The 14,304-nt window shown below is 55.0% G+C and carries 16 protein-coding genes; 4 read left to right on the plus strand and 12 right to left on the minus strand.

All coding sequences use genetic code 11. From position 1 onward, the window contains the following. Positions 1 to 79: 79 nt before the first annotated feature. The 7 genes from K1558_RS17485 to K1558_RS17515 form a co-directional block, all read right to left on the minus strand. Positions 80 to 694, minus strand: a complete 615-nt coding sequence (locus tag K1558_RS17485; RefSeq protein WP_238652930.1) for a 50S ribosomal protein L25 — start codon at positions 692 to 694, stop codon at positions 80 to 82. A gap of 242 nt (positions 695 to 936) precedes the next feature. After that, positions 937 to 1,902, minus strand: coding sequence for an ABC transporter ATP-binding protein (locus K1558_RS17490; protein ID WP_238652931.1), 966 nt, complete (start codon positions 1,900 to 1,902; stop codon positions 937 to 939). Further along, positions 1,895 to 2,878, minus strand: coding sequence for an ABC transporter ATP-binding protein (locus K1558_RS17495; RefSeq protein ID WP_238652932.1), 984 nt, complete (start codon positions 2,876 to 2,878; stop codon positions 1,895 to 1,897). The genes K1558_RS17490 and K1558_RS17495 overlap by 8 nt, the downstream gene beginning before the upstream one ends. 12 nt (positions 2,879 to 2,890) lie before the next feature. After that, positions 2,891 to 3,814 (minus strand): oligopeptide ABC transporter permease, encoded by a 924-nt coding sequence (opp4C, locus tag K1558_RS17500; protein WP_238652933.1) that lies wholly within the window; start codon positions 3,812 to 3,814, stop codon positions 2,891 to 2,893. A gap of 13 nt (positions 3,815 to 3,827) precedes the next feature. Further along, positions 3,828 to 4,781: an ABC transporter permease gene (locus K1558_RS17505; RefSeq protein ID WP_238652999.1), complete on the minus strand. Its 954-nt coding sequence runs from the start codon at positions 4,779 to 4,781 to the stop codon at positions 3,828 to 3,830. 70 nt (positions 4,782 to 4,851) lie between these two features. Then, complete coding sequence (locus tag K1558_RS17510) at positions 4,852 to 6,606, minus strand: ABC transporter substrate-binding protein (RefSeq protein ID WP_238652934.1); 1,755 nt, start codon at positions 6,604 to 6,606, stop codon at positions 4,852 to 4,854. Positions 6,607 to 6,858: 252 nt separating this feature from the next. Then, positions 6,859 to 7,761 carry an ArsR/SmtB family transcription factor gene (locus K1558_RS17515; protein ID WP_238652935.1) on the minus strand — a complete coding sequence of 301 codons (903 nt, stop codon included), beginning with the start codon at positions 7,759 to 7,761 and terminating at the stop codon, positions 6,859 to 6,861. A gap of 151 nt (positions 7,762 to 7,912) precedes the next feature. On the opposite strand from K1558_RS17515, the gene K1558_RS17520 reads away from it, so the two are divergent. Together K1558_RS17520 and K1558_RS17525 are read left to right on the plus strand one after the other, a co-directional pair. Beyond that, positions 7,913 to 8,188: a GNAT family N-acetyltransferase gene (locus K1558_RS17520; RefSeq protein WP_238652936.1), complete on the plus strand. Its 276-nt coding sequence runs from the start codon at positions 7,913 to 7,915 to the stop codon at positions 8,186 to 8,188. Positions 8,189 to 8,200: 12 nt separating this feature from the next. Beyond that, positions 8,201 to 9,058 carry a GNAT family N-acetyltransferase gene (locus K1558_RS17525; protein ID WP_238652937.1) on the plus strand — a complete coding sequence of 286 codons (858 nt, stop codon included), beginning with the start codon at positions 8,201 to 8,203 and terminating at the stop codon, positions 9,056 to 9,058. Positions 9,059 to 9,229: 171 nt separating this feature from the next. On the opposite strand, the gene K1558_RS17530 is transcribed toward K1558_RS17525, so the two are convergent. The 4 genes from K1558_RS17530 to K1558_RS17545 form a co-directional block, all read right to left on the minus strand. After that, a complete protein-coding gene (locus tag K1558_RS17530; protein WP_238652938.1) occupies positions 9,230 to 9,961 on the minus strand; it encodes a hypothetical protein in 732 nt (243 codons plus the stop codon). A 50-nt stretch (positions 9,962 to 10,011) separates the two neighbouring features. Continuing rightward, positions 10,012 to 10,464 carry a flavodoxin gene (locus K1558_RS17535; protein WP_238652939.1) on the minus strand — a complete coding sequence of 151 codons (453 nt, stop codon included), beginning with the start codon at positions 10,462 to 10,464 and terminating at the stop codon, positions 10,012 to 10,014. Positions 10,465 to 10,673: 209 nt separating this feature from the next. After that, a complete protein-coding gene (locus tag K1558_RS17540; RefSeq protein ID WP_238652940.1) occupies positions 10,674 to 11,039 on the minus strand; it encodes a VOC family protein in 366 nt (121 codons plus the stop codon). Positions 11,040 to 11,150: 111 nt separating this feature from the next. Further along, the gene (locus tag K1558_RS17545) at positions 11,151 to 11,966 is read right to left on the minus strand and encodes an AraC family transcriptional regulator (RefSeq protein ID WP_238652941.1); all 816 of its coding nucleotides are present in this window, start codon (positions 11,964 to 11,966) and stop codon (positions 11,151 to 11,153) included. Positions 11,967 to 12,170: 204 nt separating this feature from the next. Between K1558_RS17545 and K1558_RS17550 the strand changes: the two genes are divergently transcribed. Both K1558_RS17550 and K1558_RS17555 read left to right on the plus strand, forming a co-directional pair. Further along, entirely contained in the window at positions 12,171 to 13,034 is an 864-nt protein-coding gene (locus tag K1558_RS17550) for a class I SAM-dependent methyltransferase (protein ID WP_238653000.1), read from the plus strand. A gap of 4 nt (positions 13,035 to 13,038) precedes the next feature. Further along, positions 13,039 to 13,785: an RluA family pseudouridine synthase gene (locus tag K1558_RS17555; protein WP_238652942.1), complete on the plus strand. Its 747-nt coding sequence runs from the start codon at positions 13,039 to 13,041 to the stop codon at positions 13,783 to 13,785. A gap of 63 nt (positions 13,786 to 13,848) precedes the next feature. Here the strand turns inward: K1558_RS17555 and K1558_RS17560 are convergent, their stop codons facing one another. After that, positions 13,849 to 14,292, minus strand: coding sequence for a MarR family winged helix-turn-helix transcriptional regulator (locus K1558_RS17560; RefSeq protein ID WP_238652943.1), 444 nt, complete (start codon positions 14,290 to 14,292; stop codon positions 13,849 to 13,851). Positions 14,293 to 14,304 lie beyond the last annotated feature (12 nt).

A 14,304-nucleotide genomic window follows, 5' to 3' on the forward strand; every position in this document is an offset into this window, starting at 1 on the left:
CTCCTGCTTCAACAAGATTATGGCTCCCTAACAGGCGAGCTTACGGTTATATAAGACGTCAACGCACGGGAACTGAAGCTTATTCTTCCGGCTTGGCTTCTTCGGCGGACTCCTCTGCTGCAGGCGCGGCAGTGTCTCCAGCCTCCGGCTCTTCCATCACAAGAGGTGGCGAGATCCGCACAATCAGCGTATCTTCCGGGGTCAGGATCTCCCAGCCTTCATGCTTCGGCAGATCCGATACGAGCAATTGATCGCCGATATCCAGCCCGCTGATATCTACTTCAAACGTCGGCTCCAGCTTGTCCGGCAGGGTACGGATATCCAGCTCATACAGCTCAACCTGCTGGACGCCGCCGCTCTTCACTCCGACCGGATCTCCGGTGAAATGGAAGGCAACCTTGGTGTCGAGCTCCGCCTTCATATCAATCTGCTGAAAGTCAACATGCAGCAAGGTACGGGACAACGGCTGGCGCTGGAATTCGTGAATTACGGCATTCTTGGAGCCTGCACCCGGCAGCTCTACCTTCAGGATCGCACGGGGGTTTTTGCTGAGAATCTCATTTAAGGTTTTGGCATCTGCTGAAAAGGACTGGGTATCTGAACCTGCACCGTAGACAACGACGGGTACGAAACCTTGGCGGCGCTGGGAAGAAGCCGAGCCGGATCTTTCTGTCAAGCGTACTGTGGTATTCATGATATTTCCTCCTAATGGTTTTTTAGCACTGCACCTATTATCCGGGGAAGCAGGCAAGCCGCCCCGCAGGCACAGGCCAAGTAGTGTCAGCATTGCTGCAAAAAAACAAAGACCAATTAGATGTCTTAAGTCTAATCAGTCTCTTATTAACCATATCTGCCTGCTTTGGAATCAGTATAGCACCGGGAAGACGGCAAGTCAAAATAGGGTAATCTTCAAATCCAAACCAAATTTATCAGTCATTATACTAAATGACAGGCTACAAAATGGCCACCGCCGGCATCCCGGAACAGCGGAATCTCCGCTTTGCAGACCTCCAGAGCAAAGGGACAGCGGGTATGAAACTTGCAGCCTGAAGGAGGGTTTGCGGGGCTTGGAATATCTCCTGTCAGTACGATGCGTTCCCGCTTCAGCCGGGGAACCGGCACCGGAACAGCGGACAAAAGCGCCTTCGTATAAGGATGGAGCGGATGCCGGAATAGCTCATCCCTTGTTGCAGTCTCCACGATGGATCCAAGATACATCACACCTATTCGGTTGCATAAATGCTCCACCACGCTAAGATCATGGGAGATGAATAAGTACGCCAGTCCTCTGCTCTGCTGCAGCTTGCTGAACAGGTTGATAATCTGCGCCTGAATCGACACATCCAGAGCCGACACCGGCTCATCCGCAACAATCAGGTCGGGATTCAGGATCAGCGCCCGGGCAATTCCGATCCGCTGGCGCTGGCCGCCGGAGAATTCATGCGGAAAGCGGTCGATATGATACGCGGATAACCCGCAGGCCTCCAGCGCCTCCAGCACCAGGCTTCTGACCTCGGCCTTCGTGCATAGCCCATGGTCCAGCAGCGCTTCGCCTATGGCGTCGCCCACTCTAATCCGTGGATTAAGCGCACTGTACGGGTCCTGGAAAATCAGCTGCATCTGCGGCCGGATCAGCCGCATCTCCGCAGGAGACAGGCTGTGAATGTCTGTGCCCTTGAACCGGACCTCCCCGTCTGTCTTGTCCGTCAAGCGCAGAATGGTCCGCCCTACGGTGCTTTTGCCGCTGCCGGATTCCCCGACCAGGCCGAAGGTCTCGCCCGGCCGGAGTGTGATGCTGACATCATCTACAGCCTTCACCTGTCCGGTCGCGCGGCCGAGCAGGCCCTGCTTCACCGGAAAATACTTCTTCAGATGCTTCACTTCCAGCAGCGCTTCAGACATAGACTTCCGCCTCCTCATACAGCCAGCAGGAGACCTTCTGCCCGTGGCCGGTCTCCTTCAGCATCGGCTGCCGGGACCGGCAGACCGGCATACAATGCCCGCACCGGTCATGGAAATAGCAGGACGGGGCAAGCGCAAGCGGGCTTGGCACCTGCCCGGGAATGGAATAGAGCTCCTCCAGGCGCTGGCCCATCACAGGCTTCGACTTCAGCAGCCCGCGTGTATACGGATGCTGCGGATTCTGGAACAGCTCCACCACTCCACCCTCTTCCACGATCTGCCCGGAGTACATGACGATCACATAATCCGCCATCTCGGCCACAACCCCTAAGTCATGCGTAATCAGCAGGATCGACATCCCGGAATCTTCCTTGAGGCTGCGCAGCAGGTCCAGAATCTGCGCCTGAATCGTCACATCCAGCGCCGTGGTCGGCTCATCGGCAATCAGCAGCTTGGGGCTGCAGGAGACCGCTATGGCAATCATAATCCGCTGGAGCATACCGCCGCTCAGCTCATGCGGGTAGCTCGCCATAATCTGTTCCGGGCGGGATATCCCGACCTGGGTGATCAGCTCAAGCGCACGGGCCCGGGCCTGCTTCTTGTTCATTCGGAGATGAACAGACAGCGGCTCCATAATCTGCTCGCCAATTCTCATGACCGGATTAAGGGAGGACATCGGCTCCTGAAAAATCATCGCAATCTCATGGCCGCGGATGCTGCGCAGTGCATTTTTGTCCAGGCGCAGCAGATCCTCTCCCTGGAAGCCGATACGCCCTCCGGTGACTTTACCGCCTGGCTCCTCTACAAGGCCCATAACCGACATGGCCGTGACGCTTTTCCCGCAGCCGGATTCACCGACAATGCAGACCGTTTCGCCTCTGCCGATCTTGAAGCTGACGTTATCCACCGCCCTTACAGTGCCTTCTTCCGTGAAGAATTCGGTGCTTAGACCGTCTATATTCATTACAGGCTCCATCGATATGGCCACCTACCTCTTCTGTTTAGGATCAAGGACGTCTCTGAGGCCGTCACCAAAGATATTAATCGCAATCACCGTGGCAAAAATCGACAGTCCCGGCGGAATCCACAGCCATGGCCGGTTCTGGAAATCAAGAATATTGTTCGCTGCGTCAATCATATTGCCCCAGGTCGGAGTAGGAGGCATAACCCCCAGGCCGAAGAAGCTCAGCACCGACTCACTGAGAATGGCGCCCCCGATATTCAGCGTAGCCATAACGATCAGCAGCGGAACAATATTAGGCAGCAGATGGTGCACCAGCTTCCTGCGGTCACGCAGCCCCAGCACCACGGCCGCCTGCATGAATTCGCGTTCCCGCAGGCTCAGCATCTGGCCCCGCACCATTCTTGCCAGCCCCGGCCAATTCACAATACTCAGCATCAGCATGACGATATACATCCGGTAGTCCGTCGGAATCTTCCATTCCGAGAGCAATGCACCGAAGATGAACAGCAGCGGCAGACCGGGAATGGTCATCAGCAGATCGGCAATCCGCATAATGATCTGATCCAGCAGCCCCCCGTAATAACCGGCAATCGCCCCCAGCAGCGCTCCGAGAAATACCGACAGCAGCATGGAAGCAAGACCTACGGTCAGGGAGATGCGTCCGGCCTGCATCACCCGGGTCAGAATATCCCTGCCCAGCGCATCGGTGCCCAACCAATGCTTCAGACTCGGAGCTTTGTTCATGAATGCCATGTTGATTTTGTTATCTGTATAAGGCGAGAAGAACGGACCGATGAAGCATAACACAAACATAAAGACAACCACCGCGAACCCGGCAACAGCCAGCTTATTATGCCTAAGCCTCCGCAAGGATTGCCTCAGCAGGGAGGATTTGCGCAGGCCGGGGCGGGGTCCCTCCATTTCTTTTACTCTGAGATCAGTTGCCATGAGAACTCCCCTCCTATAACCGGACACGCGGATCAGCCACCCGGTACAGAATATCCGATAGCAGGGTCCCGGTGACGGTCAGAATAGCCAGAAACATGGTAAAGCCCATCAGCAAGGGATAATCCCTTAACCCGAACGACTTCATATACAATTGCCCGATCCCCGGCCAATTGAAGATCTGCTCGATAATAATCGAGCCTCCGAACAGGGCGGGCAGCTCGAAGCCAACCAGCGTAATCGCCGGCAAAAGCGCATTGCGCAGCGCATGCGAGAACAGCACCTTTCGCTCCTTGAGCCCTTTTGCACGGGCTGTCCGGATGTAGTCCTGCTTGAGCACATCGATCATATTACTGCGGAAGTAGCGGGTTAATGAACCCAGTCCAAGCAGCGTCATTACAATGACCGGCAGCGTCATATGCTGCACCACTTCCTTGAAGTAGGCGAAGCCTGCCGCGGTGCTGCCCGTAGTCGTCATCCCGCCCGGCGGCAGCCACTTCAGATCGACAGCCATTATCTTGATCAGGAACAGGCCGATGAAGAAGGACGGCAAGGACATGGCCGCGAAGATCGCAATCATCACCAGCGTGTCGAACCAGGAATATTGCTTATAAGCAGAGATCACACCGATAATTACCGCGATAAGCCAAGTGAGGAAGGTAGAGACAGCCGCCAGCAAAAAAGAATTCCAGATATAATCACTGAACAGCTTAAGCACCGGCTTCTGCTGGGCAAGTGAATATCCGAAATCCCCGTGGAAGGCATTGCTCATCCAGGTCCAGTAGCGTTCCAGCACCGGCTTGTTCAGGCCGTAGATCTCCCGCAGCTCCGCTTTGCGTTCTGCCGTCAGCTTGATGTTTCCGGTAATGAAATCCCCCGGCGTAAGGGCATAGAGACAAAAGATCAGCAGCGAAGCCGCAAAGAGGATGATCAGCATATACAGCATTCTTTTAGTCAGATAAGCGCTCATGAATGGCTCCTTAGGATTCATCCTCCTGCCTGCACCGACCTTGTGACGCAGACAGGAGATGAACAATTCGTTATTTCAGAGTCCAGTTAGGCAGACTGCCGGCAAGACCGATGAACGGGCTGACCGAGAGATTCTCAATGCGGCCGTTATAGGCGTATACCGTTTTTTTGTAATTGGTAAAAATGACCGGCAGCTCGTCGTTGAATAGCTGATACAGCTCTTTATAGACTGCTTTGCGCTGTTCAATATCCGTCGTAGCCAGCGCTTTGTTGTACAGCTCAGTGAACTTCGGGTTGTCATAGTCCGTGATCTCACCGTCGAAGAACTGCATGAAGCCATCCGCCGGATCGGTCAGCATACTGGTGGAGAAGGAGACAAGATCATAGTCCCCGCTCTCCGTCTTCGAGACCAGCGAATTGAAGTCGGCGAAGATCTCCGGCTGGAAGTCGATGCCGAGCGCCGCGAAGTTCTCTTTGGCGACCGCTATGAAGATGTCTGAGCTCTTGCTTTTGCTGGCCAGATAATGGATGCTGAGCGGCTTGCCGTCCTTCTCGCGGATACCGCCTGCCCCTACCGTCCAGCCGGCTTCATCCAGCAGCTTCTTCGCCTGCTCAGGATCATATTTGTAAGGGTTAATGCCCTCCTCAGTGTAGGACCAGGAGATCGGAGAAGCAGGAATGTTGGCTATTGCCCCCGCACCTTCGGCCGCGTCCACATAGATGCTCTGCCGGTCCAGCCCGTAGACAATCGCTTGTCTGACCCGCTTATCCTTGAGCTGCTCATGCTTCAGGTTAACCTGCATATAACCATAAGTGCTTGGGGTATACGGGAGAATATTGACATAACCGAGCTGCTTCAGCTTCGTGATATTTTCTTCAGTCGCAGGAAAAGAGGCATAGTCTACCTCACCCGTCTCAAGGAACTGCCAAGCATCCCCTGAGGTGGTTTTGTAGATAAAATGCTCTGTCTTAGGCTTGCCCTTGAAGTAATTCGGGTTGGCAACCAGCCGGACCTCCTGCCCGGGAATGAACTTCTCCAGCGTATACGGGCCATCGCCCAGCGGCTTCTCATGCAGCTTCTTGATATATTCGAGCTGGCCGAATTTGTAGTCCTTGCCATAGTAGGCCTTAGACAGCACGTTGGAGCCTAGTGTCACCAGCGCCGTGGCATTGGGCTGCTCCAGTGTAACGGAAAGGGTCTGCGGATCGATAATCCGGATGCCCTCCACCGTCTTGGCCGTTCCGGCCTTGTAAGCCTCCCCGCCCTTCACCTTCAGCGAGGGAAGCGAAGAGCCTCCGTCATAGGCTTTGTCGTACTGGAGGGTCCAGGTGAACGCCACATCCTCCGCAGTGAGCGGCGAGCCGTCGCTGAACTTCAGATCCTTGCGCAGATGGAACGTATATGTAAGCTGATCGTCCGACACCTCCCAGCTCTCGGCCAGCTCCGGTGTTGGCACCCCTTTGTCATCCACTGTTACCAGCGATGCATAGAGCAATGAGGAGACATTCCCGTCATAACCGCTTTCCTGGAAATAAGGCGTGAAGGCCCCGCTGGGATCGGTAAGGCCTACGATGATGGTATCGGTGCGTTTCTGCGCGGCTGCCGGCAGCTTCGTAAGATCGGTTGCCGTAAAAGGCTCACTAAGGGCACCGGCAGGCACAACCGCCGGGGACGCAGAGGCTGCTGCATTAGCTGAAGCATCCGGAGCAGAAGCTGCAGGAGTGCCTGTGGACGCCGCTTCCGGGCTACTGTTATCAGAGCAGGCGGACAATAGCAGCGAAGCTGCCAGGAATAAGGAGGACAACACGAACGTACTTTTTCTCATAACATCATCTCTTTTCTCACAATTTAATAAATTCTAATAATTCCTACCCACTAAGTATGAATAAAGACCGGTAGTTCACATTATAGAAAGTAAACTCAGTTCTGTAAATAGAGAACTACAAAAAAATTCTCCGACAGCAGAATAAAACTAGTGAATCACAGCAAAAAAGCCAAAATCTTCTCTTTCGCGGAGAAGACTTTGACTTCCGGTTAAACGTTCAAGTAAGGCTGAGAATCTAAACGGTGTGCGCTGTTATTTCAGATATGCTGACAGCTGCTCATTCATCTGCTGAATGCCCTCCAGCCGCAGACTGTACGCCGTGACATTCTCCCCCTCGATAAAAGCATTCAGCAGACCGGCACTCCGCAGGCTGGTAATATGGTCATGCACAATCCCTTTGGACAGACCTGCCTGCCTGGCAATCTCCGTGAAGGATTTGCGTTCACCGCCCAGCGATTTGAGAATCCGGAGCCGGCTCTTCTCGCCCAGACTGCGGAGTGTCCGGTGCATAGCGGGTGAAATCTCTTCTTCCGGCACCTGGATTCTTGCGGCATAATGACATATCGTCAGGTCACCATAGCTGTACAGGATATTGATCGGCTGAAAATGAAACTGCGGAATCAGCACCAGCCTGCGCAGACCGCTGCCCGGCAAGAAATAAAATCCGTTCGTGGTCTGGTTCACAAATTCGGCAACCGGGCTCCCCTTCAGCATCCCCCTCCGCTCCTCCGTATGCTGCTGCAGCTTGTCCAAGATCACCGGATTGCAGCTGCTGAAGTATTGCCGGTTCCACTCCGACAGCAGGAAGACCATGCGGCTGCGGTAGAGCTCCATTTGGACAGGAAACTGACTGACATGACTGCCAAGAGTCTCATACATCTCCCCAACGGACAAGCCGTCCAGCCAGTCCAGCACACTGCCTACACTTTGTTTGTCAGGACACAGATGGATGAGCAGATTAAACAGCTTCCAATCATTATCCAGCTCCGTCTCCTCTAATGCTTCCAGCAGCTCCGGGCTCAAACGGCCTGACACCTCCGCTGCCCAGGACATGCCGAGATCGATCTTTTTACTCCCCTTCTTGCAGATGAACGTATGTATGCTGCTTATTAATTCGTATACCGGATGAAAAAGAACCTCTGCCTTATAATCCATGTCTATACCCCCTGATGCAACTTCTTGTCTTTACAGCGTTAGTGCCATAATCATATCATATTATTCCCTGATCCTTCTTTCGCTTTCTCGCTTTTTGCCGGACAGGGTAGTAAAATAAAGGCACATTACCGGAATGGAGTGAGGTTATAAGATGGAGAACATTACAAAGGGAGAAGGACGTTTCTATATCGCTGGTGACGGAAAAGACCTGGCCGAGATTACATACAGAACCGAAGAGAACACTGGGAATCTGGTGATTGACCATACCTTTGTCTCGGAAGATCTGCGCGGCCAGGGGGCTGGAGAAAAGCTTGTGCGGGCGGTCGTTGACCTGGCCCGTGAGCAGAAGGTCAAGATTGAACCGGTGTGCCCGTATGCGGCCCATCAATTCGAGAAGCACACAGAATACAAGGATGTGCTCAAATAGGAGGAAGACCGTTTGACGAATACAGATACTCTGAAACACATTGAAGAACTGCAGCAGCGCTGCGAGCAATATGAGGGCATTGCCCTGAAGCTGAACTGGGACATGCTCCGGCATCCTGGAGAAGCAGGCGGGGCCAAATACCTGGTAACCTATGAAGAGGAGCAGTTGGTCGGATTCATCGGCCTGTACGGCATTGGCGGAGATATGGAGGTCTGCGGCATGGTCCGGCCGGGCTACCGCCGCCGGGGCATCTTCAGTGCCCTCTGGAAGCAGGCAGAGACCATCATCCGCGGGGGTAAGGTGAAGACGCTGCTGCTGAATACACCTGCCGCCTCCGCCTCAGGAACTGCTTATCTGCAGACCCTGCCGGTGGCATTCAGCCATTCGGAATACCAGATGAAGTGGAACGGGGCCACCGGAAGCAGCCTTGCCGCCGATGCCAGCTCAGCCTCAGGCCAAGTGATGCTCCGGCCCGCACGCCCTGAGGAGACTCCACTGTTAATCGCCTTGGACTGCGACGGGTTCCAGATGACGGAGGAAGACGCCGCCGAAATGTATGTACAGCATGAACAGGAAGGCTCCCAGGAGCATATTATCATTGAGCTGGACGGACAGCCTGCCGGCAAGCTGCGGCTGTGGTCTGAGAACAACGAGACCTGGATTTACGGGTTCGTCGTAGACAAGAAGCTGCGGGGGCTTGGCATCGGGCGGAGTGCGCTGATGCAGACCATTGAACGCGAGCAGCGCCATCATAATGGAGTGAGCCTGGAGGTCGCGCTGGATAATCCGAATGCGCTCAGCCTCTACGAGAGCTGCGGCTTTGTTATTCAGAGCCAGCAGGATTACTACACCTATCCATTGAACAGATAGCCTGGCAACGGTATTTTCAAGAGGCATCAATGGGCCCACATGCCTGCGTGCGAGCACAATGTAGGCTGTTTTCGCCTACAATTCCTTAACAACCCAAAAAGCATCCCCTCACGGTCAAATACCCTGAGGGAGATGCTTTTTGGACGTAGTCTCTTAAGTCATCGTCTGCTTCTACATTAGCCCGTAGCCCCGCACCTGGGCTTCATCCCGGTCGCTGCGGCGGTTGCTGCATTTCACGCAGCCTGCTGCCTGTTCTTCACGCTCCAGGAAGACAGACAGCAGCCGCACATAATCAAGTGATTCCTGCAGCGGCAGCTCGGCCCCGTCCACGCTATGCCTGCCCCCGTCCAGCAGCGAATAGATTTCGATGGTGTCCGCCGGTTCTCCATAGGCCATATGACAGAATAGGTTCGCCATATGCAGGAAGCCGGAGATGACTTCTTCGTTGCTGTGTACCATGAATTTCTGGATATTCAGGCTCCGTCCCTTCTGCCGCGAAGCCCAGGCCAGCTGGAAGATCACTGACAGCTCGACCGACAGCTCGGGAACCGGGACATGCCACTGTTCATAACGCATCACCGGAAGCTCGCCGGGATGATTGCCGGCCACAATACGGATCAGTTCATCGGCCACCGCCTGCTTCACATCCCAGTACTGCATCAGGGAAGGAAAAGCCCCGCCTTTCGGCGGCCAGCGGCGCTCCAGCAGGAACTGGACCGGGGTCTCCCGGCGTACCTCCGGCGGCATACCATAGAAGTCATTAAGCGTATGCCCGACCGCATACTGGACCTGCTGCCGCCAGCGGGGAAGTCCGGTAGACGGTGCCCCGCTGCCGCTGATCTCTGCTCCGCCCAGCATAATATGCTCCATGCGGTAATCATGAAGCCGCCTGTAACCGGTCAACCCTCCTGCCGGGTTCCTTCCTGTACAAGCCCCTGCCGCAGCGCCCATGATCAGGAGACCGCTGCGCAGGCCCCGATGAACTGACGGCCGAAGCTGCGGCAGTCCTCTTTCTCGGCGGCATTCGGCCCGTATTCAATCTTCAGGCTGGCCTGAACAATCTCAGCCCCGCGCTCCTTCAGCTTATTCTCAATCTCGTCCACGGCCCCGCAGTAGATCTGATATCCCGTGTCCCCGCTTCCGAAGGCTGCCGCCTTACAGTTGGTCAGGTCCAGCTCATCCATCTCCTCATAGAAATCAAGGAATTCATCCGGCAGCTCCCCGTCACCCCAGGTATAAGCACCCAGCAGCACAGCCTCGTATGCCTGTATCTCACTAGCATTGCAGTCGGTGACCGATTTCAGCACGGCCTCTCCCCCTGCCTCGCGAATACCTTCCACGATCAATTCAGCGATTTCCTCTGTATTGCCTGTCAAGCTGGCATATGCCACTAACACCTTGGCCATCACTCTATCCCTCCGGGGTCATTCTGTATTCTAAAGCAAATTCCCAAAATAAACTCTAAGTAAAAAGTATTGCTATACCCATTCTATTTGATAATGATTATCATTGTCAACAAGTATAGACGCAAACACAAACAACGGCAGTCCCCGGGAGTTATTGAACTCCAGGAGCTGCCGCTGTTCAGTTCGTTAGTTGTGGTGGAGCTAGACGATCAGTATCCGCCTTCCAGCAAGGTAATGCCATTGCCGTCCGGATCACGGAAATTCATTTCTTTGCCGCCGTACTCCATCGTTGAAGGGGGCTGGCAATCAAGTCCCTTCGCCTTCAGCTGCTCATACGTCTCGTCCAGACTGCCACAGGAGAAAACGAGATTGACGGTTCCTGTCGTCAGGTTCTCCCACTTGGCCGCGTTCCAGATGATTATCCCTGGCTGGGTGCGTTCAAAGGCAATCTTCGACCCGTCATACTCCCCGTAGCCCTCGAAGGGAACCGGAATGCCAAGCACCTCCGAATAGAAGGCGGCCAATGCCTCCGGATTCTTGCTGTACAGATTAATGCCGTCAAACGATGTAATCATAATTGTATCCTTCCCTTCATGGCTTGTAATAGGTGAAGCAGGCCGTCATCAGCCTGTCTATGCTCATTGTATCCGGGACGGTTCAGCTTGTATTGCAAAAAAACGACCCATTCAGCTCCGGGCCTTCACCAGCGCCTCCAGCGGCGTTCTGCCTGCAAATTTCTTGAAACTGTTGATCAGATGTGACTGGTGGCTGTAACCGTAGGCGTACACCAGATCCTGCATGACTCCCGGCCGCTGCGGGGACCGGTACAGATCAAGCCAGACATTCTGGAAGCGGATCAGGTCTGCCACCTTCTTGGGCGGAAGACCGATATGGCGGCGGAACAGCCGTTCCAGCTGGCGGCTGCTGACACCGGAGGTGCCCTCCAGCATGCCTGGGCTTACCCTTCCCTTAGACTGAAGCAGCTTATACACTGCATTCATCATTCCGTCGCTGCTGCGGCCTGCACGCGCAAGTCTCCGCAGAAGGAAAGCTTCAGCCGCAGCAATCCGCTCAGCCATCGTCCGGCTAAGCTGAAGACGCTCCCCAAGCTCCCGGCGAAAGGTACGGAAATAATGCTCCACGGGCACATGAACATTGAGCACATCCGTCATAGGCTCGTCCGCGAACAAGTGAACCGCCCAGAAATGAAAGCGGATGGCGAACCGCTGCTTCGGGACCAGTTGAACAGCCGCTCCGGCTTCAAACGGAGTATCGTTAATGCCGCAAAAAATACCGCTGGACTCCCCGGTCTCTTCATCCCACTCCCAAATAATGTCCATACAGCTGTCCGGGATGATAATCTGCGCCTGACGCTCACTCGGCTCTGACGCAGATTCCCAGAAGCAGCGGATATAGGGCAGGAGCGGCCTGCAGGGCAGATATTCGCCGCCTCCGGCAGGGTTTGCCGTAATCGGATAATACAGCTCCGACAGATTATACATAGCCTTCCTCCTCCCCTACCGCTTGGTGAACAATAGTAATCTGATCATACACAATCCCTGCAGAAAGCGCCACATTGGATGATGCTCTGCCTGCTTCTTGGATAGACTTAGAATAGTTGCAGCTTTGCAGCCATTTTGTTTGTAGGAGCAGCCGGAAATGTTGTACAATATAGGCTAAATGACTTTTTGAAGGATGGATTAATGATGTATATAGCGAGTGACTGGAAGGACTATGAAGTGCTGGACACCGGAGGCGGGGAGAAGCTGGAGCGCTGGGGGGATATTGTGCTGCGCCGCCCGGATCCGCAGATCATCTGGCCGCTGGCCGGAGAGAACGCCAAATGGCGTGATGTGCACGGGCATTATCACCGCAGCTCTGCCGGAGGCGGACAATGGGAGATGAAGAAGCCAATCCCCGAAGACTGGAAAATCAGCTACGGCAAGCTGAAATTCCACCTCCGCCCGACGAACTTCAAGCACACCGGCCTGTTCCCCGAGCAGGCGGCCAACTGGCGCTGGATGATGGACAAGATTGCCGCAGCTAACCGGCCGATCTCCGTGCTTAACCTGTTCGCGTATACTGGAGGTGCAACCGTTGCTGCGGCAAGTGCCGGGGCTTCCGTGGTGCATGTAGATGCAGCCAAGGGCATGGTGCAGTGGGCCAAGGAGAACGTAGCACTATCCGGTCTGGCTGACAAGCCGGTCCGCTTCATCACGGACGATGTGTTCAAGTTCGTCCAGCGTGAACAGCGGCGCGGCAGCAAATACGATGCCATTATTATGGACCCTCCTTCCTACGGAAGAGGGCCGGGCGGTGAGATGTGGAAGCTGGAGGCCAGCCTCTATCCGTTCCTGGAGAGCTGTATGGAGATTATGAGCGAGCGGCCGTTGTTCATGCTCATCAACTCCTACACGACCGGAATCTCACCTACCGTGCTGCGCAATATGCTGGCGATGACCATGGGCAAGCGCTACGGCGGCAAGCTGAACTCCGGTGAGATCGGCCTGCCGATTACAGCCTCCGGCATGAATCTGCCTTGCGGGATTCTGGGCCGCTGGGAGGCGTAAGCTTATGTCCGATCAGCATGAAGTAGCCGCCGGACATACCGGCGGCAGAGAGTCCCGGTTCGAAATTCTGTATGAGGACAACCACCTGCTGGGCATCGTGAAGCCGGTCAATATTCCGGTCCAGGAGGACGCTACAGGCGACAAGGATCTGCTGACCCTCCTGAAGGAAGATGTGAAGGAACGCTATGCCAAGCCCGGGAATGTGTTCATGGGCCTGGTTCACCGGCTGGACCGGCCCGTCGGCGGTGCGATGATCTTCGCCAAGACGTCGAAGGCCGCCTCCCGGCTGTCCGAGAGCATCCGTACCCATGCCTTCCAGAAGGTCTACCTGGCTGTCATCCACGGACAGCTCCCGGGTGCAGAAGCACGCCTTGAGCATACGCTGCTGAAGGACCCTAAGAGCAACACGGTCCGGGTGGTCCGTGAGGGCACACCAGGCGGCAAGAACGCCATTCTCGATTATACGGTTATTGGCAGTGAAGAGAACTACTCCCTGGTGAAGATCGAGCTGCTGACCGGCCGCCCGCACCAGATCCGCGTTCAGCTCAGTGATGTCGGCTGTCCGCTCTATGGCGACCAGAAATACGGAGCAGCCGTGAACCGGCCGGGGCAGCAGATTGCCCTCTGGTCGGCGCTCACCCGCTTTCCGCATCCGGTCACCAGAGAAGAGGTGGAACTCCTCTCTCTGCCTCCCCGGGAATATCCCTGGAATCTATGGCCCGTGAAAGTTCAAAAGCAGGCTGTCCTATAACGGACAGCCTGCTTTTTGGTGCGAAAACACTAAGGTTCTGGCTTAAGATCAGATGGATAATGGTTATACGGACTGGACCGAAGTCGCTTCCTCAACTGCCGGTGCTACGGCCATCTTCCCCATAAGATAGAGCAGCAGCTGCTGGTTATGCGAGGAGATCGGATCAAGCGCTTCCGCAAAAAAATCACTGCGGATCTTCAGCCCGCGCTGGGTCTCCTGCTTGCCTGTCTCGGTAATGCTCACCCAGACAATTCTGCGGTCCGAAGCGTCCCGTTCGCGGACAATCAGATTATGCTTCTCCATCCGGTCCAGCAGCATGGTCACAGCCGCCGGGCTGGTTGCCAGATGAGGAGCCAAATCAGAAGGCTTCATCGCGTCACGTTCCTGCAGCAATTCCAGCACAGTGAGCTGGGCATCAGTCAGTGTAGGGGCAAGCTTGCTGTCCATATGTAACTTATAGTCCTTTAGTATCTTATGCCAGATTTTACTGAATTCAGTGGAGTGCACACTTATTCCTTC

It is taken from the genome of Paenibacillus piscarius (assembly GCF_022234545.1).
Classification (GTDB): Bacteria; Bacillota; Bacilli; order Paenibacillales; family Paenibacillaceae; genus Paenibacillus_AQ; species Paenibacillus_AQ piscarius.

Excerpts from the sequence above, each read along its gene's own strand:
- K1558_RS17545 (WP_238652941.1), bottom strand. The coding sequence starts at position 11,966 with ATGTATAATCTGTCGGAGCTGTATTATCCGATTACGGCAAACCCTGCC.
- K1558_RS17520 (WP_238652936.1), top strand. The coding sequence starts at position 7,913 with ATGGAGAACATTACAAAGGGAGAAGGACGTTTCTATATCGCTGGTGAC.
- K1558_RS17550 (WP_238653000.1), top strand. The coding sequence starts at position 12,171 with ATGTATATAGCGAGTGACTGGAAGGACTATGAAGTGCTGGACACCGGA.
- K1558_RS17555 (WP_238652942.1), top strand. The coding sequence starts at position 13,039 with ATGTCCGATCAGCATGAAGTAGCCGCCGGACATACCGGCGGCAGAGAG.
- opp4C (WP_238652933.1), bottom strand. The coding sequence starts at position 3,814 with ATGGCAACTGATCTCAGAGTAAAAGAAATGGAGGGACCCCGCCCCGGC.
- K1558_RS17540 (WP_238652940.1), bottom strand. The coding sequence starts at position 11,039 with ATGATTACATCGTTTGACGGCATTAATCTGTACAGCAAGAATCCGGAG.
- K1558_RS17490 (WP_238652931.1), bottom strand. The coding sequence starts at position 1,902 with ATGTCTGAAGCGCTGCTGGAAGTGAAGCATCTGAAGAAGTATTTTCCG.
- K1558_RS17485 (WP_238652930.1), bottom strand. The coding sequence starts at position 694 with ATGAATACCACAGTACGCTTGACAGAAAGATCCGGCTCGGCTTCTTCC.
- K1558_RS17495 (WP_238652932.1), bottom strand. The coding sequence starts at position 2,878 with ATGGAGCCTGTAATGAATATAGACGGTCTAAGCACCGAATTCTTCACG.
- K1558_RS17515 (WP_238652935.1), bottom strand. The coding sequence starts at position 7,761 with ATGGATTATAAGGCAGAGGTTCTTTTTCATCCGGTATACGAATTAATA.
- K1558_RS17505 (WP_238652999.1), bottom strand. The coding sequence starts at position 4,781 with ATGAGCGCTTATCTGACTAAAAGAATGCTGTATATGCTGATCATCCTC.
- K1558_RS17535 (WP_238652939.1), bottom strand. The coding sequence starts at position 10,464 with ATGGCCAAGGTGTTAGTGGCATATGCCAGCTTGACAGGCAATACAGAG.
- K1558_RS17510 (WP_238652934.1), bottom strand. The coding sequence starts at position 6,606 with ATGAGAAAAAGTACGTTCGTGTTGTCCTCCTTATTCCTGGCAGCTTCG.